Here is a 21,189-nt window from a genome sequence, read left to right as displayed (position 1 = left end):
AGGGAGAGAGTATGTCTCATATAAACTACAACCACCTGTACTACTTTTGGCATGTCTATAAAGAAGGATCGGTGGTTGGTGCAGCAGAGGCGCTTTATCTGACACCGCAGACCATTACCGGGCAGATTAAAGCGCTTGAGGAACGCTTACAGGGAAAGTTGTTCAAGCGGAAGGGGCGTGGACTGGAGCCCAGCGAATTAGGCGAATTGGTTTTTCGTTATGCGGATAAGATGTTCACGCTAAGCCAGGAAATGCTGGATATCGTGAACTACCGCAAAGAGTCGAATTTACTGTTCGATGTCGGCGTGGCGGATGCGTTGTCCAAACAGCTGGTCAGCAGCGTGCTGAATGCCGCAGTCGTTGAAGATGAACAAATCCATCTGCGTTGTTTTGAATCAACGCACGAGATGCTGCTTGATCAGCTCAGCCAGCATAAACTGGATATGATTATCTCCGACTGCCCGATCGATTCTACGCAGCAGGAAGGGTTGTTCTCAGTGCGGATTGGCGAATGCAGCGTGAGCTTTTGGTGCACCCAGCCATTGCCTGAGAAACCATTTCCGGCCTGCCTCGAAGAGCGTCGATTGCTGATCCCTGGGCGCCGTTCGATGCTCGGGCGTAAGCTGCTGAACTGGATTAACTCCCAAGGGCTGAACGTTGAAATCCTTGGTGAGTTTGATGACGCCGCGCTGATGAAAGCGTTCGGCGCAACGCATAATGCTATTTTTGTTGCGCCTACGCTTTATTCCCACAATTTCTATGCCGATGATTCAATTGTTGAAATTGGACGCGTAGAGAATGTGATGGAGGAGTATCACGCCATATTTGCGGAAAGAATGATCCAGCATCCAGCGGTGCAGCGTATTTGCAATACTGATTACTCGGCACTATTTATTTCTGCGGGTAAATAATCAAGGCGCACTCGTCATACTTCATATTGTGGGGGGGGGGTTACTCGGCCAGTCGGTACACTGCACCCTGCCACCTTGTGGCAGGGTCACTGGTGAGTGCTGAGCAAAGTGGATGCACCGACGCAAAAGATGTAGCAAATCAAACAGAAAGAGATTTTCTGAGACCCTCCAGCTCGCTTCTTACCCTATCTCATAACCTGTTTTATACAGAAAATGAGATCTCATCAAATCGATATCTCATGGTTTCAAAGCGTTTGTGATTAGCACCCCTCGCATAATGGGAGCATTACATAGGTGTCCCACCGGACGGATGGGACAAACTATTTCTTCTATGACTCATTAACGAGGTAAGCATTATGACTAACAGCAAACTGGTACAAAATGATTCGCTCAGTACAAAAGAGTACGAGCAGAACGGATTTGTGGCGGCCACGGAAACCAATGAGTTTAGCTATACATCGGCGCGTGTTGCGAAGGTAGCCTATAACGAGTACAAGCCCAACGAGTTTAAAGTGTCCGGTTACTGGACTGACTGGTCGCAATATGACGGCCGTCTCGATGGTGATTTCGCGCCTTCCAGCTGTGGGCGCGGCGTTGACCTGGCGTTATTAGACCCCTTTGCTTACGATAAAATTACGCTGGGTTTCTGCGGGATTGTCGGCGATACCGGCGAGAAAGCGACGACCATCAACAATGCCGCAGTCGACTTCCAGCGTACGCAATGGCAACCCACTTTTGTCGATGCTTGGGGAGATGTTGCCTCCTATCGCAACTGCGGCTTTGCGGGCTGGGTAAGCAATGATTACATGGCGCTTTTCCATCAGTACGATGCACAGGGCGTTCTGGGGGGGTTACGCGATGTACAGAAAAAGAACCCGAATCTCCATCTTTCAATGAGTATCGGCGGCTGGACCATGAGCCAAGCGTTCCACTTTATGGCTAAAGATCCACATAAACGCGCGCTATTCTGCGACGGCCTGACCGATCTGTTCACCCGATTCCCGATGTTTAGCGAAATCGATCTGGATTGGGAATATCCGGGGGCACCGGGAAATACCGGTAATACCTACGATGATACTGACGCACCAAATTTTGCTGCCTTGATTAAGGATGTGAAAGCCGCGCTGAATAAAATCAATCGCAGTGATGTGAAAATTAGCGTTGCCGCGGCTGGTGACATCGAGAAACTGAAAAAAGCCAATATTCCAGCGCTCATTGATGCGGGGGTCTGGGGCATTAATTTAATGACCTACGACTTCTTTGGTACGCCGTGGGCTACCGAGCTGGCGCATCATACCAATCTCTACCCGAATGGCAGCGCGAATAACTGGAGCGTAGAGACCGCCGTTAATTATCTGGAGTCGATTGGGGTGCCGCTTAAACAGGTCTTTATCGGTTATGCCGGTTATAGCCGTAATGCTCATGATGCGACGATCCAGAGCGTATCTCCGCTGAAAGGAACTTACACGCCAGGATACGGCACGACGGTCGGAACATTTGAATCCGGCTCAACGGAATGGTACGACCATATCGCAAATTATCTTGATCTGGAAAACCAGACCGGTCGCAATAATTTTATTGTTTACACCGATGAAGTGGCGGATGCGGATTTCCTGTATAACCCACAGTCTAAAGTCTTTATGTCGCTGGATACCCCGCGCACCGTGAAGGCCAAAGCCGAGTACGTAAAATCCCGCGGCCTGGGTGGCCTGTTTACCTGGACGGCGGATTTGGATCGCGGTCCGCTGGTGAATGCGGCTCGCGAAGGGCTGGGCTGCGAAATGACGCGGCAAACTGTTGATATGAGACCGTTCTATTTTAAAGGTATTACGAAGTAAGCGCTCATGTCCCCCTGTAAAGGGGGACATTTTCGGCTGTCTCAATCGTGTAAAAAACATAGATAAGTAAATAAATATTGTGTATCAGGTGAATTATTATTTTGGATTGAATAAGTAAATTTATATTACATTTTATGACATTGCCTTCTTATTTTTAGATTTTTTTATGGTTTTTTACATCAGGTTTGACAATTCTCTCAGTTAGATGATTATTTTTGGTACTAAAATAACGCATCTCAATAGTTAATGGATTTTCAAATGGTTACATCATTCATGATTGGAAATGATTTATTGTTTGATACAAGTGAAATGGTTCTTCATCATCTTAAGGATGGGGAAAGTATTCATTTATCCGGCGTGAAAGGTCGCTGTTTGAAATGTCTCATCTCACATACCCAACAAGATATAACGACAAAAAAGCAAATTTGCGATGAGGTATGGGGACAATTTGGTTTATTCGCCAGCGATAGTACGTTATTGCAGACGATTTATGCCTTGCGGCGGGATTTGCGGGATATAGAGATGACGGATTTAATCGTTACCCATCCCCGACTGGGCTACCAGATCAATCCGGCCTATAGCGTTACACCGGTTGCTGAATTAGGCGCTGAAAAAAATGAACCTGCTGCCACTGAGGTATTTTCCTGTCCTTCTGACACTGATATTCTCAGTGCCCATTATGAAATTCAGAAAAAAACCGAAGGCAAAAAAACAGACGTTGCCGTTAATCTCTCCCTGCATAAGGCGAGGGTTATTTTAGCGTTCCTGACATTTGTATTGACTACAGTATTAGTACTCCTGACAGTGTTTTTCTACAGGGAAGAGTTACGTCTTCATAATGGCGGAAAAAACTTGTATTTAAATCCTGAAACGGGAAAAGATAGTCATGGACAAAAAGGGTTTATCCTGTGCCAGTGCAATAAGTACGATACAAGCGAAAATTGCAAAAATCATGAATATATATGTAAAAAAGTGACTTCATGATATTTTTCGTTACGTAATGCAACTTAAGTTTATTATGCGTTTGGTGGATAAGGCGAGAGCGTCATCTTGCCACCGAAAAGCTCGGTTAACCGTCGTTCGGCAAGATGATGCGTCCAGTGATGAGCCGGTTAGATGAAATAATGCCTCAGGTGGTTCATCACGGAATTTCCAGCAGGTCTGATTAATAGAGCTGGCAGCCAGAGAGCCATCCAGAACAAGCTCGAGTTTTGTCACCGCATCGGTGATGTAGAGATCATAATGAAGCCCATTCCGATAATTAACCAGATAACCAGATAACGAGTTCCGCGGAGAGTTTATGCTTTCTGATACTGGCTTTATCTGTGGAGCGAAGGACCTGAGAGACATTCAGGAGGTATTGAGTGCCGAAAAGAGGAAAGAGATTCGGGTTCAGCCCAGGTTGTATCGCATAGCGACAGGTTGAAAGTATGAAAAAGCCCCATCAAAAATGATGGGGCTTATTATGCTACGCTTACGCGGGTTTTTTCACAAAGCAACAACAAGCAGGCGATTAAGCCAGTTTGTTGATCTGTGCAGTCAGGTTTGCTTTATGACGTGCAGCTTTGTTTTTGTGGATCAGACCTTTAGCAGCCTGACGGTCCACGATCGGTTGCATTTCGTTAAATGCTTTCAGTGCAGTAGCTTTGTCGCCAGCTTCGATAGCTGCGTATACTTTCTTGATGAAAGTACGCATCATAGAGCGACGGCTAGCGTTGTGCTTGCGGGCCTTTTCAGACTGAACGGCGCGCTTCTTAGCTGATTTGATATTAGCCAAGGTCCAACTCCCAAATGTGTTCTATATGGACAATTCAAAGGCCGAGGAATATGCCCTTTTAGCCTTCTTTTGTCAATGGATTTGTGCAAATAAGCGCCGTTTAAATTGCAGCACTCGTTGCGTAGTGATGGCGCAGGATTCTACCAGCTTGCGGGGCGTGAATACAGCCTTTCCACGAGAAAAATTGCATTGGTGTGCCCGTGAAGGGCGTCAATTTGTTTCATAACGATGAAAACCATCCTCTTTCTGTTTCGTAGAAACAATCGCCGGTTAACGTTGAACGCGGTACAGGGTATACTTTCACGATTTTCACTGTTTTGAGCCAGACATGAAGCTGATACGAGGCATACATAATCTCAGTCAGGCCCCGCATGGGTGTGTGCTGACTATTGGTAATTTCGACGGCGTGCACCGTGGCCATCGTGCGTTGCTGCAGGGCTTACGGGAAGAAGGGCGCAAACGCAATTTACCGGTGATGGTGATGATTTTCGAGCCGCAGCCGTTGGAGCTGTTTGCGACGGACAAGTCACCTGCGCGCCTCACCCGCCTGCGGGAAAAACTGCGTTATCTGGCGGAGTGCGGCGTTGATTACGTGCTGTGCGTGCGTTTTGACAGGCGCTTCGCGGCATTAACGGCGCAGACCTTTATCAGCGATCTGCTGGTGAAGCGCCTTGGTGTACAATTTCTTGCCGTTGGTGATGATTTCCGCTTTGGCGCTAGCCGTGCGGGCGATTTCTTGTTATTACAGGAAGCGGGCGCTGAGTATGGTTTTGATATCACCAGCACCCAAACCTTCTGTGAAGGCGGTGTGCGCATCAGCAGCACCGCGGTACGTCAGGCGCTGGCGGAAGATAACCTGCAACTGGCTGAAAGCCTGCTTGGGCATCCTTTTACTATCTCAGGACGCGTAGTTCACGGTGACGAGTTAGGGCGCACTATCGGTTTTCCGACGGCAAACTTACCGCTTCGTCGCCAGGTTTCTCCGGTGAAAGGGGTTTATGCGGTTGAAGTAATGGGGCTGGGTGACAAACCTTTCCCCGGCGTCGCCAACATCGGCACACGCCCGACGGTAGCAGGCGTACGCCAACAGTTGGAAGTGCATCTATTGGACGTTGTAATGGACCTGTATGGTCGCCATATAGATGTAGTACTGCGTAAAAAAATACGCAGCGAACAGCGATTTGCCTCGCTGGATGAACTAAAAGCGCAGATTGCGCGTGATGAGTTGACTGCCCGTGAATTTTTTGGGCTAACAAAACCGGCTTAATGCCTATACGAGTTTTAAATACGGAACCGAGAATCTGATGAGTGACTATAAATCAACCCTGAATTTGCCGGAAACAGGGTTCCCAATGCGCGGCGATCTCGCCAAGCGTGAACCGGGAATGCTGGCGCGTTGGACTGATGATGACCTGTACGGCATCATTCGTGCGGCCAAAAAAGGCAAAAAAACCTTCATTCTGCATGATGGCCCTCCTTATGCGAATGGCAGCATTCATATTGGTCACTCGGTTAACAAGATTCTGAAAGACATTATCGTGAAGTCCAAAGGACTCACGGGATTCGACTCGCCTTACGTTCCGGGCTGGGACTGCCACGGTCTGCCTATCGAGCTGAAAGTAGAGCAGGAATACGGCAAGCCGGGCGAGAAGTTCACCGCCGCTGAGTTCCGCGCCAAATGCCGTGAATACGCAGCGACGCAGGTTGACGGTCAGCGTAAAGACTTTATCCGTCTTGGCGTGCTGGGCGACTGGTCGCATCCGTACCTGACCATGGACTTCAAAACTGAAGCCAACATCATTCGTGCGCTGGGTAAAATCATCGGCAACGGTCACCTGCACAAAGGTGCGAAGCCGGTGCACTGGTGCGTTGATTGCCGTTCCGCGCTGGCGGAAGCGGAAGTTGAGTATTATGACAAAACCTCCCCGTCCATCGACGTTGCGTTCCACGCCGCCGATCAGGACGCGGTAAAAGCGAAATTTGGCGTTTCTGACATCAATGGCCCGATCTCACTGGTTATCTGGACTACCACCCCGTGGACGTTACCGGCGAACCGCGCAATCTCTCTGGCGCCTGATTTTGACTATGCGCTGGTGCAGATTGACGGGCAGGCTGTGATTCTGGCGAAGGATCTGGTTGAAAGCGTCATGCAGCGTATTGGTGCGGCTGAATACACTATTCTGGGCACCGTAAAAGGCGCCGAGCTGGAACTGCTGCGCTTTACCCATCCGTTTATGGGCTTTGACGTGCCGGCTATTCTTGGCGATCACGTTACGCTGGATGCGGGTACCGGCGCGGTCCATACCGCCGGCGGCCACGGTCCGGATGACTACGTCATTAGCCAGAAATACGGTCTGGAAATCGCTAACCCGGTTGGCCCGGACGGCGCATATCTGGCGGGTACCTATCCGGATCTGGACGGTGTGAACGTCTTTAAAGCCAACGACAAAATCGTTGCGCTGCTGAGCGATAAAGGCGCTCTGCTGCACGTTGAGAAGATGCAGCACAGCTACCCGTGCTGCTGGCGCCACAAATCGCCGATCATCTTTCGTGCGACTCCGCAGTGGTTCGTCAGCATGGATCAGAAAGGTCTGCGCGCGCAGTCGCTTAAAGAGATCAAAGGCGTGCAATGGATCCCGGATTGGGGCCAGGCACGTATTGAATCGATGGTTGCCAACCGTCCTGACTGGTGTATCTCCCGTCAGCGTACGTGGGGTGTGCCGATGTCTCTGTTTGTTCACAAAGACACCGAAGAGCTGCATCCGCGTGCTATCGAACTGATGGAAGAAGTGGCCAAACGCGTTGAAGTTGACGGCATCCAGGCGTGGTGGGATCTCGACCCGAAAGATATCCTTGGCGATGAAGCTGACCAGTATGTCAAAGTCCCGGATACGCTGGACGTGTGGTTCGACTCCGGTTCAACCCACTCATCCGTTGTGGACGTGCGTCCTGAGTTTGCAGGCCATGCGGCAGATATGTATCTGGAAGGTTCTGACCAGCACCGCGGCTGGTTCATGTCTTCTCTGATGATCTCCACTGCAATGAAGGGCAAAGCGCCATACCGTCAGGTACTGACCCACGGTTTCACCGTTGATGGTCAGGGTCGTAAAATGTCCAAGTCTATCGGTAACACCGTAAGCCCGCAGGACGTAATGAACAAACTGGGCGCGGATATTCTGCGTCTGTGGGTCGCTTCTACCGACTATACCGGCGAAATGGCTGTTTCTGACGAAATCCTGAAACGTGCTGCCGACAGCTATCGTCGTATCCGTAACACCGCACGCTTCCTGCTGGCGAACCTGAACGGGTTCGATCCGGTAAAAGATATGGTGAAACCGGAAGAGATGGTGGTGCTGGATCGCTGGGCGGTAGGTTGTGCACAAGCGGCGCAGGAAGAGATCCTGAAAGCTTATGAAGCCTATGACTTCCACGAAGTAGTACAGCGCCTGATGCGCTTCTGCTCCGTAGAAATGGGTTCGTTCTACCTCGACATCATCAAAGACCGTCAGTACACCGCGAAAGCGGACAGTGTGGCGCGTCGTAGTTGCCAGACTGCGCTGTTCCATATTGCAGAAGCACTGGTACGCTGGATGGCGCCGATCATGTCCTTCACCGCCGATGAAATCTGGGGTTACCTGCCGGGCGATCGTGAGAAGTACGTCTTTACCGGCGAATGGTACGAAGGTCTGTTTGGCTTAGGCGAAACCGAAGCGATGAACGATGCCTACTGGGACGAGTTGCTGAAAGTGCGCGGCGAAGTGAACAAGGTCATCGAGCAGGCGCGTGCGGATAAGAAAGTCGGTGGTTCGCTGGAAGCGGCGGTTACTCTGTACGCTGAACCAGAGCTGGCGGCGAAACTGACCGCGCTGGGCGAAGAGTTGCGCTTTGTTTTGCTGACCTCCGGTGCGACGGTTGCGGATTATGCAGCGGCTCCTGCTGACGCTCAGCAGAGCGAACTGCTTAAAGGTCTGAAAATCGTACTGAGCAAAGCCGAAGGTGAGAAATGTCCGCGCTGCTGGCATTACACTACCGATGTCGGCCAGGTGGCGGAACATGCAGATATCTGCGGACGCTGTGTCAGCAACATCGCCGGTGATGGCGAACAACGTAAGTTTGCCTGATGAGTAAGCCTCTATGTTCAACAGGACTACGCTGGCTGTGGCTGGTGGTAGTCGTGCTGATTATCGATTTAGGCAGCAAATACCTGATCCTCCAGAACTTTGCTCTGGGGGATACGGTGTCGCTGTTCCCGTCGCTTAATCTGCACTATGCGCGTAACTATGGTGCGGCGTTTAGCTTCTTAGCCGACAGCGGTGGCTGGCAACGTTGGTTCTTTGCCGGTATCGCCATTGGTATCTGCGTTATCCTGATGGTGATGATGTATCGCTCGAAGGCGACGCAGAAGCTGAACAACATCGCGTATGCGTTAATCATTGGCGGTGCGCTGGGCAACCTGTTCGACCGCCTGTGGCACGGCTTCGTGGTTGATATGATTGACTTTTACGTCGGTGACTGGCATTTCGCGACATTCAACCTTGCTGATACGGCGATCTGTATCGGTGCGGCATTGATTGTCCTCGAAGGCTTCTTACCGTCGAAAGAGAAAAAAGCCGCATAAAAAAATGCCGGATGGCGCTATGCTAATCCGGCCTACAATATACTGCGATCCTTGTAGGCCCGGTAAGCGTAGCGCTATCGGGCAAACAGGCGGCAGCAATTTTAAAGAGCAACCTGCATGTCTAAATCAGTACAGAGTAACAGTGCGGTGCTGGTGCACTTCACCCTTAAGCTCGACGATGGCTCCACCGCAGAGTCAACCCGCAATAACGGCAAGCCTGCGCTGTTTCGCCTGGGCGACGGTTCTCTGTCTGAAGGACTGGAACAACACCTGCTGGGGTTAAAAGAAGGTGATAAAACCACTTTTGCTCTGGAGCCGGATGCCGCCTTCGGCGTGTCAAGCCCGGACTTAATTCAGTATTTCTCGCGTCGGGAATTTATGGACGCGGGCGAGCCAGAAATTGGCGCTATCATGCTCTTTACCGCAATGGACGGCAGTGAGATGCCTGGTGTGATCCGCGAAATCAATGGTGACTCGATCACGGTTGATTTCAACCATCCGCTGGCCGGGCATACCGTTCATTTTGATATTGAAGTGCTGGAAGTCGAACCGGCACTGGAGGCGTAAAATGCAGATCCTGTTGGCCAACCCGCGCGGTTTTTGCGCTGGCGTAGACCGCGCTATCAGCATTGTGGAAAACGCGCTGGCTATTTACGGCGCACCGATTTATGTCCGTCATGAAGTGGTGCATAACCGCTATGTGGTGGATAGCCTGCGCGAGCGCGGCGCTATTTTTATTGAGCAAATCAGCGAAGTACCGGATGGCGCGATCCTGATTTTCTCCGCTCATGGCGTGTCTCAGGCGGTGCGTAACGAAGCCAAAGGCCGCGACCTCACGGTTTTTGATGCGACCTGCCCGCTGGTAACGAAAGTGCATATGGAAGTTGCCCGCGCCAGCCGTCGCGGTGAAGAATCAATTTTAATTGGTCACGCCGGGCATCCGGAAGTTGAAGGCACGATGGGCCAGTACAGTAACCCGCAGGGGGGAATGTATCTGGTCGAATCACCTGAAGATGTGCTGAAACTGAATGTAAAAAATGAAGGCAAATTGTCCTTCATGACGCAGACTACTCTCTCCGTTGATGACACCTCTGACGTCATTGACGCGTTGCGAAGCCGTTTCCCGAAAATTGTCGGGCCGCGCAAAGACGATATCTGTTATGCCACGACCAACCGTCAGGAAGCGGTCCGTGCGCTGGCGGAGCAGGCCGATGTTGTGCTGGTGGTCGGCTCGAAAAACTCTTCTAACTCCAACCGTCTGGCTGAACTGGCCCAACGAATGGGGAAAGCGGCGTATCTGATTGACGATGCGACCGATATCCAGGAAGCGTGGGTGAAAGAAGCCAGGTGCGTGGGCGTGACGGCCGGTGCCTCGGCGCCTGATATCCTGGTGCAAAACGTGATTGCTCGCCTGCAGGAGCTTGGCGGTGGGGAAGCTATTCCGCTGGCAGGGCGTGAAGAAAACATCGTTTTCGAAGTACCGAAAGAGCTGCGTGTGGATGTTCGTGAAGTAGAGTAAGTCTTTCCGGTTACGATTATGAGAAGATGCCAGACTTAACGTCTGGCATTTTTTTATGGAGAAACCATGCGCTTACCGATCATTCTTGATACCGATCCCGGCATTGATGATGCTGCCGCTATTGCCGCCGCGCTGTTTGCCCCTGAGCTGGATCTGCAACTGATGACCACGGTAGCAGGTAATGTGTCGGTGGAAAAAACCACCCGTAATGCATTGCAACTGCTGCACTTCTGGAATGCGGATATTCCACTGGCGCAGGGGGCATCGATGCCGCTGGTGAGACCGCTACGAGATGCCGCTTTCGTACACGGTGAATCAGGTATGGAAGGGTATGAATTTGTCGAACACGACCGCCAGGTGATGGCAAAACCCGCCTTCCAGGCTATTCGCGATGCGTTGATGAATGCTCCGCAGCCTGTGACGCTGGTGGCAATTGGCCCTCTGACCAACATTGCACTGCTGCTGACTCATTATCCTGAATGCATATTCAACATTCACCGTCTGGTGATTATGGGCGGTTCTGCCGGGCGCGGGAACTTCACGCCAAACGCCGAGTTTAATATTGCTATTGATCCCGAGGCAGCCGCAAAAGTCTTCCAGAGCGGGCTGGAGATTGTGATGTGCGGGCTGGATGTCACTAATCAGGCCATGCTCACCCCTGACTATCTGGCGACGTTGCCGCAGCTTAACCAGACGGGAAAAATGCTGCACGCGCTGTTTAGCCATTACCGTAGCGGCAGTATGAATACGGGGCTACGAATGCACGACCTGTGCGCTATTGCCTGGCTGGTGCGCCCGGAACTGTTTACCCTGCAGCCGTGCTTCGTGGCGGTTGAAACCCAGGGTGAATATACCTCGGGTACGACGGTGGTGGACATTGAAGGACGTCTAGGGCATCCGGCAAATGCCCTGGTCGCGCTGGGGCTGGACGTTGAGGGGTTCCAGCAGTGGGTGGCAGAGGTACTGACGCTGGCACCTTGAGGCTGTGATCCGGCCCGCAATATGCAGATAGCGATAGCAGGTTAATCGATTAATCTGCTAATCTGATCCTGTTGTTCTCCTCGGGCCGGAGACACATATGAACCTTTCTTTTATCCAGCCACCGCAGGTGGCGTGGGCAAGCGGCGCTTTAGCTGATGGCCTGTTATTGCGTAAATCCACCCGTATTGAGGATCTTCCAGACGTTTTTGCCGATGAACACGCCCGTCAACAGCTGGCTGGCGAGCAGGTCGTGTATGACGTCGAGATGCTGGATACCTCTCCCGCTGAAGGTGAACTCTACACCGGTGTTACCCATCTTTACCCTGGCCGGGTCGGCTGTGAGTATTTTATGACTCGCGGGCATTTCCATGCGCGCCGCGAACAGGGGGAAGTCTATTTTGGTCTGCGTGGCACCGGTTTGCTGCTGTTGCAAACTGAGCAGGGCGACGCGAGGCTGGAAAAAGTATTCGCGGGATCTGTCCACATTATCCCCGGCTTTACCGCGCATCGGTTAATCAACACCGGGGAAGAGGTTCTGTCGGCGCTCGCCGTATGGCCAGGGATTGCGGGTCATGATTATGCAGCGCTCGCCAGCGGCTTCAGAATAAGGGTCTTTGAGGAAAATAAGACGGTTCAGGCGAAGGAGGTACAGAATGGGTGACTTAGCGCATTCTTACGGCCTGGATATGACGGTCCATCATCATCCGCTTGGTTTTAGCTATGGGGATGAGGTTACCGGGCCGATGCCGGAGATTCGTCAACTTGACCAGATTCGCGCCTCGCTGCGCGATCCGCACTGTGAAGGGCCGCAAGAGGTGTATGCCATAGCGATGGATGTGGCGCGAATGCAGGATCGCGAAGAGTTGAAGAAGCGGATGCTGTTGTTTGGCGTGGTGACCTATGCGGCGGGACGGTTGGGAGAAGAGCCGGTGCGTAGTCAGGGACATATTCATCGTATTAGTCAGCACAGCGGCTGGTCTCCGCCGGAGCTTTATGAAATCTGGCAGGGAAAAGCGATCATTTATATGCAGGAATATGTTGAGGATGACCCAGGCCGCTGTTTTGCTGTAATTGCCGGACCCGGTGAGAAAGTGTTGGTACCACCCGGTTGGGGGCATGCGACTATATCCGCAGACCCGGATGTACCGTTAACCTTTGGCGCGTGGTGCGATCGTGAATATGGTTTTGAGTACGACGCCGTGCGTGCGCATAAAGGACTGGCATGGTATCCGCTGCTGCAGGGCAACAACGTTATCTGGCAGCATAATCCGCGTTACATCCCTGGACGACTGCAGGCCGTTACGCCCAGACAATATACGGAATTCTCGATTACCTCCGCACCTGTTTATCAACAATTCATCGAGGACCCGGCGCGTTTCCAGTTTATCTCACGCCCGGACAAGCACCCCGAGCTATGGCAAAACTTTCATCCATAAAAAAACCGGGGAATAGCCCCGGTTGTACCGTTTTCTGTGTGTTATCCCGCAAACAGGCCCGTGGCAACGCCGAGGGCGGCCAGTATCAACAGTAAAATCATCGCTTTCACTGGTGATACACCGCGCTTGGCCATCAGATACCAGGTACCAAGCACCACAATCAGCGGCAGTAACTGCGGGAAGATACCGTCCAGCATCTGTTGAACATGGATATTCACCCCATCTTTGGTAATAAACTCCAGTCCGGTGCCAAGTTTAACGTAGCTGGCCGCTACACCCCCCATGACAAACACACCCAGCAGCGATAACGCTTCACGCAGACGGGCAGACTTGCTGCTCACCAGCATTTCCACCGAGCCAGAACCCATTTTGTAGCCTTTCAGGAACAAGAACCACGAACCGGGAATGATGATGGCCAGCCAGGCAACGGTATAAAACAGCGGCCCCAGAATGTTACCGCCGGCCGCCAGGGCCATGCCGATGCTGAGCAGGATAGGGATCAGCATGCCAGGGATCATTGAATCGCCGATCCCGGCAATAGGGCCCATCAGGCCAACCTTCAGGGTATTGATGGTCTCCCCATCGATCGGCTCACCGTTCGCTTTTTTCTCCTCCAGCCCCAGCACCATACCGTTTACGATCGCGCCTATCTGGGGTTCCGTATTATAGAATGAGGCATGACGGCGCAGCATTTCAGTACGTTGGGCTGCGTCAGGATAGAGCTTTTTCGCCACCGGAAGCATACTCAGACAAAAGCCAAAAGATTCCAGACGTTCAAAACTCATCGATGATAAGTTGTGCATCATCCATGCGCGCCAGCAGCGGCGAAGATCTTTACGCGTAAGTGTACGTTCTTCCATCAGAATTCATCCTCATCATCATCGGCTACCGACTTTGCATTCGCGGCCTGCGGCGGTTCCGGTTTGTAGTTGTAATGGATCAACGCCAACAGCGAACCGACGATCACCAGCGCGACCATGTTGAGTTTTAAAAATACGATGCAGACAAAACCGACGAGGAAGTAGATCAGCATGGTGTAGTTTTTGATGATCTGCTTCAGCAAAATCGCGATCCCGACGGCGGGTAAAATGCCGCCCAGTACGTTCATCGTTGACAGAACTATTTTCGGCAAGCTGTCCATAAAACCGCTGATATATTGCGCGCCGAAGTAAACCGCAATAAAAGTTGGAACAAAACGCAGGACAAAGTTTGTCACCTGTGGCCAGATGGCGCTGTTCAGGTAAATACCGCGTTCGTCACCCCGTTCCAGCGCCACATCTGCCCGGTGATTCCAGAAAGAGTTCAGTACCATCATCGCGTTAAACAAAATGGTTCCGGCGATACCGATGGTCGCCGCTAGCGCGACCGCGACCTCGGGGCCTTTTCCTGAAAGGATCCCTAAAGCGATTGCGGGGTAAGCGACAAAGTTGAGATCGGCCGGCATCGAACCGCCAGGCGTTACCATCGCGATATATACCGCCTGAACCGCGACGCCAATCATGATCCCGGTTTTAATGTCGCCGAGAATAATCCCGACCAGCATTCCAGAAATCAGCGGGCGGGTGATCAGATACCAGCCGCCGGTCAGCCCCAGAAGCCAGGGACTGCTGAGGGCGCCGAGATAGCAAAGTATGCCAATCAACGTAGCTTCGATAATCATCGTGCGCTCCTTATTTCAGCTTCTGACGTGCGTCCTGCCAGCTGTAGCAACTGGCATCAGGAACCAGGCGAAACTCAACCAGGTGCCCATGTTGCGTCAGCCAGTCAAAGGCGGCAATTTCATCCCCGTTGACCGACTGATTCGGGCCGATGGTGGTGGTATCAGCACGCGCGCTCATCGGACCCACATTAATCTTGCCGTTGGAATTTTTCAGGCTGATACCTGCTTCTTCAATGCGTTTGAGCGTGACGGGTGATTTGCCAATGACGAAATAACGTTTCTCGCTGGCAATGACTTTTGGCAATTTTTCAATCGCGGTGGCCGTATCAAACAACCAAACTTTGGTGTCCTGTACGGCGCCTTTCATCACCGAAGAGAGCAAAGGGTCGGCCGCGACGGCGTCGTCTATAGCGACGATCCCATCACAGGGCAGCTCTTTGGCCCAACGTGTCACGAGCTGCCCATGGATTACGCGGTCATCGATACGTACAAAAGAAATACTCATAGTGTTTTCCTTTAAAAATCGTCGGACTGAACGGATAAAACCGGGGCGGCTTTAATCAGCGTGGGTATCGTCAGCGCCAACAGCTCGACGGCTGCGGCGTGAACATCCGTTAAATGGCAAATCTCCTCGCTTTGTAACAGCATCGGGAAATTGACCCCCGCTACGACGGCAACGGGAGGAACCGTTTGTGAAGAAAAAGCATGATGGCAGGCGACATTCCACGGCGTACCGCTTTGCATGTCACACAGCACCAGTACGCCGTCAGCGTCTTTTCCGGCACTGGTGAGAACCTGAGAGAACGTCTCTTTAAACCCTTCGATACCTGCCTGTTCACTCAGCGTGACGGGGTAAACATGCGGTAATTCTCCATAAACCATACGACCGCTGGCGAGAAGCGCGTCCGCCAGGGGACCATGGGTGGCAACAATTACGTTAATCATGCGCTTATCCTCTAACCCAGGCTTTAATCGTGGCGAGCTGTTGACCGATGCCTTTGCCAAACGGCGAAATACGATATTCTCCGACGGCGGCGGGGATGATAAAGGTCTCTGCATAGTTGACGATAAACGGGGGAAACGCACCGCTCGGGCTTTCAACAACGGCCTGCGCACCTTCGACCAGGTTCAGGACGTTGACGCCGCCATGGGTATGGTGAGTGACCGGTGCCGTAAACCAATGGCGACGCGTTTCGATAAATTCGCGTTCGTGCATTCCGGTTCTTTCTTCCCGCCAACCCTCTCCTTCAGCCAGGGGTTCAATACGGTTGACGAGGTTGTCGTGCACCCATTGCGTGTCGCGCTGCCAGTCAATAACCTGCTGACCGTGATCCAGATGCACCGGACGCGGTAAGCCGTCTAACCCTAAGCGGCCCCAATCCCACAGCTTGAAGGTGAAGATATAGGGCGTTGCGCTGATCTCCAGCACCATGGTTCCTGCACCCGAGCAGTGTACGGTTCCGGCGGGGATCAGGAAGTGATCGTGTTTATGTGCGGGGATCTGGTTAACGAATCGTTCATCATCAAAGGTTTTTTCGCCACGACCCGCGGCCCGGAGGTCGTCGAGCATATCCTGCGGTGCGATCCCGGTTTTGGTCCCGAGATACACCACGGCGTCCGGCTCGGCTTCGAGAATGTAATAGCTCTCATCCTGGGTATAGTGCATACCAAACTGCTGTTGAATGTACTCAGTGAGCGGATGAACCTGAAAGCTCAAATTCTGGCCGCCAATAGTGTCGAGCAAGTCAAAACGGATCGGGAATTCCGCGCCAAAGCGTGCGTGAACTTTTTCACCCAGCAGGGGGCGGGGACAGGTCAGCACCAGATCCTGAGAGGGGATCTCGATCCGCACGTTGCCAAAACGCAGTAACAGGCTGTTTTCCTCGGGCACGCAATCAAAACACCACGCGTAATTGGGGGCTGAGGGATCGAGATCGAAGCGTTGTTTCATCCATTGCCCGCCCCAGACGCCTGGGTCAAAGAAAGGGGCAACGCGAAACGGTTGTTCGGTGGTTTGTTGCAGACCGGCGCGTAACGCGTCGCCGCTGACCATCGCGGGACTATTTTCTACCGTGGTATCGAGCAAATAATCGGCGCGTTTGAGTAACGGCGTTTTATGTTTGTCGAATACCCGCCATTCAATGAAAAAAGCACGTTTGTAACGACGAAGAATATCTTCATCCTGGTTTTCTGCACCCCAGTTACCCAGCCCGTTATGACGCATACGCTGTTGAATTTCCCAGCGCGGAAGATCGGCATAAACCAGTACGTCACCAGGGTGTGCCAGCGCAGCGCCTGAGCCGTACACGACAACCAGCCCTGAGGTAACGGCATCAATCTGTTGGCGGAGTTGGCTGAGTTTGTCGCTATCAAAAAATTCATCCAGGTGATGACAGGAGAGAACGCCGAATACGCGATCGTCGGTAAGGTTACGCGCCAGTAAATCATGCAGGGCCTGCTCATCGCGGCGGGCGGATTCAATATTCAGCACCAGTGCGGTATCTAATGTCGTAACAAGCTGTTGCTCCAGCTCGTCAAGCCGCACGCCCGGATAGCAATCCACGATCAATACGGTTTTGGCGGCGGTAGAAACCCTGGTGTTAAGCACTGAATGAATTGACGACCAACCCTGCCAGGCGTGGTTGTCATAGCCCTGAACGTTAACCTCAGGGAATTTATTATAGGTTGTACGCATATTCTGTCTCCGTGTTGGCTTATTTAAGATTAATCGATTAACCTTATTTTCATAGTGTGGTTAACGCGATTAACCCGCCATAATCAGAATCCAGTGCGGTGAAATGCACGTTAGCGTGATGTGAATCACACGTAAAAAGGCAATATTTCGGTTATTCGATTAACCTTCGAAATAAACAGGAGAGGTCATGACTACAGTCACGCTGGCGCAGGTTGCTGAACGCGCGGGAGTCTCCACGGCAACCGTTTCAATGGTGTTGCGTAACCGGGGGCGCATTTCTCAGGCCACACGTGACAGGGTGCTCAAAGCGCTGGACGATGCCGGCTACGTTTATAATCAAACCGCCGCCAACCTGCGTAACCGGAGCAGTAATCAGGTCGGATTGTTGTTACACGATATCACTAACCCTTTTTACGGTGAGATGACTGCAGGGCTAAGCCATGAGATGGAGCGGCATGACCTGCTTCTGTTTCTGGCAAACAGTGAAGAGTCAGGAGAAAGGCAGCAAAAATTTGTCGACTCGTTGATGCGCAATAATGCCTGCGGCATGGTGCTCTGCGCGGCGCGCGAAACACCGACCTCCTTCTTCGAGGCGCTGAAAAGGCGCAATATTCCCGCCATCATGGTGGTTCGACCTCTTAGCGATCCTGATTTTGATTTTGTGGGAACCGATAACTTTCTCGGTACGCAAATGGCCACCACCCATTTAGTCAAAATGGGGCATAAGAATATTGCGTTTATCGGTGGTAGCCCAAGTTCCGGGAGCCGGGCACAGCGTATCGGTGGATTCACCAGCACGTTGCTGGAGCAGGGAATATCGCCGAATCCGCAATGGATAGTGGCGACGCAGGCCAGCCAGATTGACGGCGCAAAAGTGGCAGAGTCGCTTCTTATGCGGTTCCCGGAAATTACCGCCGCCGTTTGTTATCAGGATATTGTGGCGCTTGGGGTTATGCAGGCATTACGTAAAATGGGGCGTGAACCAGGGCGCGATTTTGCGCTGGTGGGGTTCGATGACATCACCGAAGCGGCGCTGGTACAACCTGCGCTCACCACCGTGTCGGTGGCCGCAAAAGAGATAGGTCGCAAGGCTGGGGAGCTACTTTATAGTCGCATTCAGGGAAATGACGAACCTCCGAAACGCATTATTCTGCCACCTGCGCTGGTGGTCAGAGAATCATGTGGTTTTCGCTGATCGTCATGCCTTTTACTGATATCTCTCCCTGTTTATCATTAAATTCTAATTATCGACGTTTTCGGCTGGCGGCGCAGCGATGTGCTGGTTAATCTGAAAACGATTTACGTAAAATTAACAAAAGAGAATAGCTATGCATGATGCACAAATCCGCGTTGCCATCGCGGGAGCCGGAGGGCGCATGGGGCGTCAGTTGATTCAGGCCACTCTTGGCATGGATGGCGTACAGCTCGGCGCGGCGCTGGAGCGCGAAGGTTCTTCTTTGCTGGGAAGCGATGCCGGAGAGTTAGCGGGAGCCGGTAAAACGGGTGTTACCGTGCAAAGTAGTCTTGAGGCGGTGAAAGATGATTTTGATGTTTTCATCGATTTTACTCGCCCGGAAGGCACGCTGGCGCATCTGGCGTTTTGCCGCCAGCACGGTAAAGGGATGGTGATTGGCACCACTGGCTTTGATGACGCGGGCAAACAGGCTATTCGTGATGCTGCGCAGGACATTGCTATCGTTTTCGCCGCGAACTTTAGCGTTGGCGTTAACGTCATGCTTAAGCTGCTGGAGAAGGCGGCGAAAGTGATGGGTGATTACACCGATATTGAGATTATTGAAGCCCATCACCGTCATAAAGTGGATGCGCCGTCAGGCACTGCGCTGGCGATGGGGGAGGCGATTGCCGGGGCGCTGGATAAAGATTTAAAAGAGTGTGCCGTCTATTCGCGTGAAGGTTACACCGGTGAGCGCGTACCCGGTACGATCGGTTTTGCCACGGTGCGGGCGGGAGATATCGTTGGTGAGCATACCGCGATGTTTGCCGATATTGGCGAGCGCATTGAGATCACGCATAAAGCCTCCAGCCGCATGACCTTTGCCAATGGCGCAGTACGATCGGCAATTTGGCTGAAATCAAAGTCAAACGGTCTTTTTGATATGAAAGATGTGCTTGATTTACGCAGTTTATAACTTTTATTACCCTTCGTGATGTGGTTATTGTAATCATAACTATTTGATTACATAGGGCAATATTTTATTGCCCTTTTATTTTTCGCTTTTTAATTTGATTTTTTATTTAATGACCTATTTGTTTATGTTTTGCAGGGTTATTTTGTTATTTCAATGTAAATTTTGACCAAATGGTCCACTTTTATCTATCGCGCTTCCTGTTTTTACACTCTTTATCTTCCGCAAGCGTTTTCCACCCCAAGTTAGCTGATCTTTTTGCCTGTTAAATCGTGTGTTTTATCTCAGTGGCGTAAAATAATAATAAAAAATGCCCTTTTGGGTAGACTTTTACGTGGGCTATCTCTAGAATGCCGCCGTTTGCCAGAAATCCATAGGTAAGCAAATTTGCATTGATTCATGAGGTGTTAATGAATTAATATGCAAATAAAGTGAGTGAATATTCTCTGGAGGGTGTTTTGATTAAGTCAGCGCTATTGGTTCTGGAAGACGGAACCCAGTTTCACGGTCGGGCCATAGGGGCAACAGGTTCGGCGGTTGGGGAAGTCGTTTTCAATACTTCAATGACCGGTTATCAAGAAATCCTCACTGATCCTTCCTATTCCCGCCAAATCGTCACTCTTACTTATCCTCATATCGGTAATGTCGGCACCAATGAAGCCGATGCAGAATCTTCTCAAGTACATGCGCAAGGCCTGGTCATCCGCGACCTGCCGCTGATTGCCAGCAACTTCCGCGATACCGAAGACCTCTCTTCTTACCTCAAACGCCATAATATTGTGGCAATTGCCGATATCGATACCCGTAAGCTGACGCGTTTGCTGCGTGAAAAGGGCGCACAGAACGGCTGCATTATCGCGGGTGATAACCCGGATGCGGCGCTGGCGCTGGAAAAAGCCAAAGCCTTCCCGGGTCTGAACGGCATGGATCTGGCGAAAGAAGTGACCACCGCGGAGCCTTATAGCTGGACGCAAGGTAGCTGGACGCTGGCCGGTGACCTGCCGGAAGCTAAATCCGCCGATGAACTGCCGTTCCACGTAGTGGCCTACGATTTCGGCGCTAAACGTAACATTCTGCGTATGTTAGCGGATCGCGGCTGCCGCCTGACGGTTGTGCCGGCGAAAACCTCTGCTGAAGATGTTCTGAAGATGAATCCGGACGGTATCTTCCTGTCCAACGGTCCTGGCGATCCGGCGCCGTGCGACTACGCGATTACCGCGATTCAGAAATTCCTCGAAACCGATATTCCGGTATTTGGCATCTGCCTCGGCCATCAACTGCTGGCGCTGGCAAGCGGTGCGAAGACCATTAAGATGAAGTTCGGCCACCACGGCGGCAACCATCCGGTAAAAGATATTGATAACAACACCGTGATGATCACCGCTCAGAACCACGGTTTTGCGGTCGAGGAGGCCTCCATGCCTGCCAACCTGCGCGTGACCCACAAGTCGCTGTTCGACGGCACCCTGCAGGGGATTCATCGTACCGACAAACCGGCGTTCAGCTTCCAGGGGCACCCTGAAGCAAGCCCGGGTCCACACGACGCTGCGCCGCTGTTCGACCACTTTATCGAGTTAATTGAGCAATACCGTCAGTCCGCGAAATAA

General features: G+C 51.9%; 20 protein-coding genes and 2 pseudogenes. 15 read left to right on the top strand and 7 right to left on the bottom strand.

All coding sequences use genetic code 11. The features are described 5' to 3' along the window. Positions 1 to 11: 11 nt before the first annotated feature. From nhaR to HV037_RS20200, 3 genes are all read left to right on the top strand, one after another. Entirely contained in the window at positions 12 to 911 is a 900-nt protein-coding gene (gene nhaR, locus HV037_RS20210) for a transcriptional activator NhaR (protein WP_016155652.1), read from the top strand. 356 nt (positions 912 to 1,267) lie between these two features. Continuing rightward, on the top strand, positions 1,268 to 2,749 hold the full coding sequence (locus tag HV037_RS20205; protein ID WP_019078334.1) for a glycosyl hydrolase family 18 protein: 1,482 nt from the start codon (positions 1,268 to 1,270) through the stop codon (positions 2,747 to 2,749). A 258-nt stretch (positions 2,750 to 3,007) separates the two neighbouring features. Then, on the top strand, positions 3,008 to 3,733 hold the full coding sequence (locus HV037_RS20200) for a winged helix-turn-helix domain-containing protein (protein WP_016155655.1): 726 nt from the start codon (positions 3,008 to 3,010) through the stop codon (positions 3,731 to 3,733). Positions 3,734 to 3,916: 183 nt separating this feature from the next. Here the strand turns inward: HV037_RS20200 and HV037_RS24700 are convergent. Further along, positions 3,917 to 4,194 (bottom strand): annotated as a pseudogene (locus tag HV037_RS24700) (transposase domain-containing protein); the annotation flags it as partial. A gap of 68 nt (positions 4,195 to 4,262) precedes the next feature. Continuing rightward, positions 4,263 to 4,526 carry a 30S ribosomal protein S20 gene (gene rpsT, locus HV037_RS20195; protein WP_003018940.1) on the bottom strand — a complete coding sequence of 88 codons (264 nt, stop codon included), beginning with the start codon at positions 4,524 to 4,526 and terminating at the stop codon, positions 4,263 to 4,265. A gap of 105 nt (positions 4,527 to 4,631) precedes the next feature. Between rpsT and HV037_RS24695 the strand changes: the two are divergent. The 9 genes and pseudogenes from HV037_RS24695 to HV037_RS20155 all read left to right on the top strand — a co-directional run bounded on the left by HV037_RS24695 (position 4,632) and on the right by HV037_RS20155 (position 13,080). Then, positions 4,632 to 4,847: pseudogene (locus tag HV037_RS24695) on the top strand (DUF2575 domain-containing protein). A 7-nt stretch (positions 4,848 to 4,854) separates the two neighbouring features. Continuing rightward, entirely contained in the window at positions 4,855 to 5,793 is a 939-nt protein-coding gene (gene ribF / locus HV037_RS20190) for a bifunctional riboflavin kinase/FAD synthetase (protein WP_016155656.1), read from the top strand. 37 nt (positions 5,794 to 5,830) lie between these two features. Continuing rightward, positions 5,831 to 8,647, top strand: a complete 2,817-nt coding sequence (ileS, locus tag HV037_RS20185; RefSeq protein WP_029139759.1) for an isoleucine--tRNA ligase — start codon at positions 5,831 to 5,833, stop codon at positions 8,645 to 8,647. Beyond that, on the top strand, positions 8,647 to 9,144 hold the full coding sequence (gene lspA, locus HV037_RS20180; RefSeq protein ID WP_003018932.1) for a signal peptidase II: 498 nt from the start codon (positions 8,647 to 8,649) through the stop codon (positions 9,142 to 9,144). Before ileS ends, lspA begins: the two co-directional genes overlap by 1 nt. Before the next feature lie 117 nt (positions 9,145 to 9,261). After that, positions 9,262 to 9,711, top strand: a complete 450-nt coding sequence (fkpB, locus tag HV037_RS20175) for an FKBP-type peptidyl-prolyl cis-trans isomerase (protein ID WP_003018929.1) — start codon at positions 9,262 to 9,264, stop codon at positions 9,709 to 9,711. 1 nt (position 9,712) lies between these two features. Then, positions 9,713 to 10,663, top strand: a complete 951-nt coding sequence (gene ispH, locus HV037_RS20170; RefSeq protein ID WP_016155658.1) for a 4-hydroxy-3-methylbut-2-enyl diphosphate reductase — start codon at positions 9,713 to 9,715, stop codon at positions 10,661 to 10,663. A gap of 66 nt (positions 10,664 to 10,729) precedes the next feature. After that, positions 10,730 to 11,644: a ribonucleoside hydrolase RihC gene (rihC, locus tag HV037_RS20165; RefSeq protein WP_103283463.1), complete on the top strand. Its 915-nt coding sequence runs from the start codon at positions 10,730 to 10,732 to the stop codon at positions 11,642 to 11,644. 97 nt (positions 11,645 to 11,741) lie between these two features. Continuing rightward, positions 11,742 to 12,305, top strand: a complete 564-nt coding sequence (locus HV037_RS20160; protein ID WP_016151641.1) for a glucose-6-phosphate isomerase family protein — start codon at positions 11,742 to 11,744, stop codon at positions 12,303 to 12,305. Then, positions 12,298 to 13,080 (top strand): glucose-6-phosphate isomerase family protein, encoded by a 783-nt coding sequence (locus HV037_RS20155; RefSeq protein WP_047414458.1) that lies wholly within the window; start codon positions 12,298 to 12,300, stop codon positions 13,078 to 13,080. The genes HV037_RS20160 and HV037_RS20155 overlap by 8 nt, the downstream gene beginning before the upstream one ends. A gap of 41 nt (positions 13,081 to 13,121) precedes the next feature. Here the strand turns inward: HV037_RS20155 and HV037_RS20150 are convergent, their stop codons facing one another. Genes HV037_RS20150 through HV037_RS20130 form a run of 5 tightly spaced genes read right to left on the bottom strand, consistent with a single transcriptional unit; the run spans position 13,122 to position 17,435 of the window. Then, entirely contained in the window at positions 13,122 to 13,940 is an 819-nt protein-coding gene (locus HV037_RS20150) for a PTS system mannose/fructose/sorbose family transporter subunit IID (RefSeq protein WP_016151643.1), read from the bottom strand. Further along, the gene (locus HV037_RS20145; RefSeq protein ID WP_016151644.1) at positions 13,940 to 14,740 is read right to left on the bottom strand and encodes a PTS sugar transporter subunit IIC; all 801 of its coding nucleotides are present in this window, start codon (positions 14,738 to 14,740) and stop codon (positions 13,940 to 13,942) included. The genes HV037_RS20150 and HV037_RS20145 overlap by 1 nt, the downstream gene beginning before the upstream one ends. Before the next feature lie 10 nt (positions 14,741 to 14,750). Beyond that, on the bottom strand, positions 14,751 to 15,245 hold the full coding sequence (locus tag HV037_RS20140) for a PTS sugar transporter subunit IIB (RefSeq protein WP_103283464.1): 495 nt from the start codon (positions 15,243 to 15,245) through the stop codon (positions 14,751 to 14,753). A gap of 11 nt (positions 15,246 to 15,256) precedes the next feature. After that, complete coding sequence (locus tag HV037_RS20135) at positions 15,257 to 15,685, bottom strand: hypothetical protein (protein ID WP_016151645.1); 429 nt, start codon at positions 15,683 to 15,685, stop codon at positions 15,257 to 15,259. Positions 15,686 to 15,689: 4 nt separating this feature from the next. After that, positions 15,690 to 17,435 (bottom strand): class I mannose-6-phosphate isomerase, encoded by a 1,746-nt coding sequence (locus HV037_RS20130; RefSeq protein WP_103283465.1) that lies wholly within the window; start codon positions 17,433 to 17,435, stop codon positions 15,690 to 15,692. Positions 17,436 to 17,622: 187 nt separating this feature from the next. Here HV037_RS20130 and HV037_RS20125 point away from each other — a divergent pair, with 187 nt between their 5' ends. From HV037_RS20125 to carA, 3 genes are all read left to right on the top strand, one after another. Beyond that, positions 17,623 to 18,630 (top strand): LacI family DNA-binding transcriptional regulator, encoded by a 1,008-nt coding sequence (locus tag HV037_RS20125; protein WP_016151647.1) that lies wholly within the window; start codon positions 17,623 to 17,625, stop codon positions 18,628 to 18,630. A 133-nt stretch (positions 18,631 to 18,763) separates the two neighbouring features. After that, positions 18,764 to 19,585 (top strand): 4-hydroxy-tetrahydrodipicolinate reductase, encoded by an 822-nt coding sequence (dapB, locus tag HV037_RS20120; protein WP_016151648.1) that lies wholly within the window; start codon positions 18,764 to 18,766, stop codon positions 19,583 to 19,585. A gap of 455 nt (positions 19,586 to 20,040) precedes the next feature. Continuing rightward, positions 20,041 to 21,189 carry a glutamine-hydrolyzing carbamoyl-phosphate synthase small subunit gene (gene carA / locus HV037_RS20115; protein ID WP_103283466.1) on the top strand — a complete coding sequence of 383 codons (1,149 nt, stop codon included), beginning with the start codon at positions 20,041 to 20,043 and terminating at the stop codon, positions 21,187 to 21,189.

Source organism: Citrobacter sp. RHBSTW-00017 (assembly GCF_013797615.1).
Classification (GTDB): Bacteria; Pseudomonadota; Gammaproteobacteria; order Enterobacterales; family Enterobacteriaceae; genus Citrobacter; species Citrobacter braakii.
Note: the sequence above shows the minus strand (reverse complement) of the source record. Positions and strands in the feature narration are given on the sequence as shown.

Excerpts from the sequence above, each read along its gene's own strand:
- nhaR (WP_016155652.1), top strand. The coding sequence starts at position 12 with ATGTCTCATATAAACTACAACCACCTGTACTACTTTTGGCATGTCTAT.
- HV037_RS20205 (WP_019078334.1), top strand. The coding sequence starts at position 1,268 with ATGACTAACAGCAAACTGGTACAAAATGATTCGCTCAGTACAAAAGAG.
- HV037_RS20200 (WP_016155655.1), top strand. The coding sequence starts at position 3,008 with ATGGTTACATCATTCATGATTGGAAATGATTTATTGTTTGATACAAGT.
- ribF (WP_016155656.1), top strand. The coding sequence starts at position 4,855 with ATGAAGCTGATACGAGGCATACATAATCTCAGTCAGGCCCCGCATGGG.
- ileS (WP_029139759.1), top strand. The coding sequence starts at position 5,831 with ATGAGTGACTATAAATCAACCCTGAATTTGCCGGAAACAGGGTTCCCA.
- lspA (WP_003018932.1), top strand. The coding sequence starts at position 8,647 with ATGAGTAAGCCTCTATGTTCAACAGGACTACGCTGGCTGTGGCTGGTG.
- fkpB (WP_003018929.1), top strand. The coding sequence starts at position 9,262 with ATGTCTAAATCAGTACAGAGTAACAGTGCGGTGCTGGTGCACTTCACC.
- ispH (WP_016155658.1), top strand. The coding sequence starts at position 9,713 with ATGCAGATCCTGTTGGCCAACCCGCGCGGTTTTTGCGCTGGCGTAGAC.
- rihC (WP_103283463.1), top strand. The coding sequence starts at position 10,730 with ATGCGCTTACCGATCATTCTTGATACCGATCCCGGCATTGATGATGCT.
- HV037_RS20160 (WP_016151641.1), top strand. The coding sequence starts at position 11,742 with ATGAACCTTTCTTTTATCCAGCCACCGCAGGTGGCGTGGGCAAGCGGC.
- HV037_RS20155 (WP_047414458.1), top strand. The coding sequence starts at position 12,298 with ATGGGTGACTTAGCGCATTCTTACGGCCTGGATATGACGGTCCATCAT.
- HV037_RS20150 (WP_016151643.1), bottom strand. The coding sequence starts at position 13,940 with ATGGAAGAACGTACACTTACGCGTAAAGATCTTCGCCGCTGCTGGCGC.
- HV037_RS20145 (WP_016151644.1), bottom strand. The coding sequence starts at position 14,740 with ATGATTATCGAAGCTACGTTGATTGGCATACTTTGCTATCTCGGCGCC.
- HV037_RS20140 (WP_103283464.1), bottom strand. The coding sequence starts at position 15,245 with ATGAGTATTTCTTTTGTACGTATCGATGACCGCGTAATCCATGGGCAG.
- HV037_RS20135 (WP_016151645.1), bottom strand. The coding sequence starts at position 15,685 with ATGATTAACGTAATTGTTGCCACCCATGGTCCCCTGGCGGACGCGCTT.
- HV037_RS20130 (WP_103283465.1), bottom strand. The coding sequence starts at position 17,435 with ATGCGTACAACCTATAATAAATTCCCTGAGGTTAACGTTCAGGGCTAT.
- HV037_RS20125 (WP_016151647.1), top strand. The coding sequence starts at position 17,623 with ATGACTACAGTCACGCTGGCGCAGGTTGCTGAACGCGCGGGAGTCTCC.
- dapB (WP_016151648.1), top strand. The coding sequence starts at position 18,764 with ATGCATGATGCACAAATCCGCGTTGCCATCGCGGGAGCCGGAGGGCGC.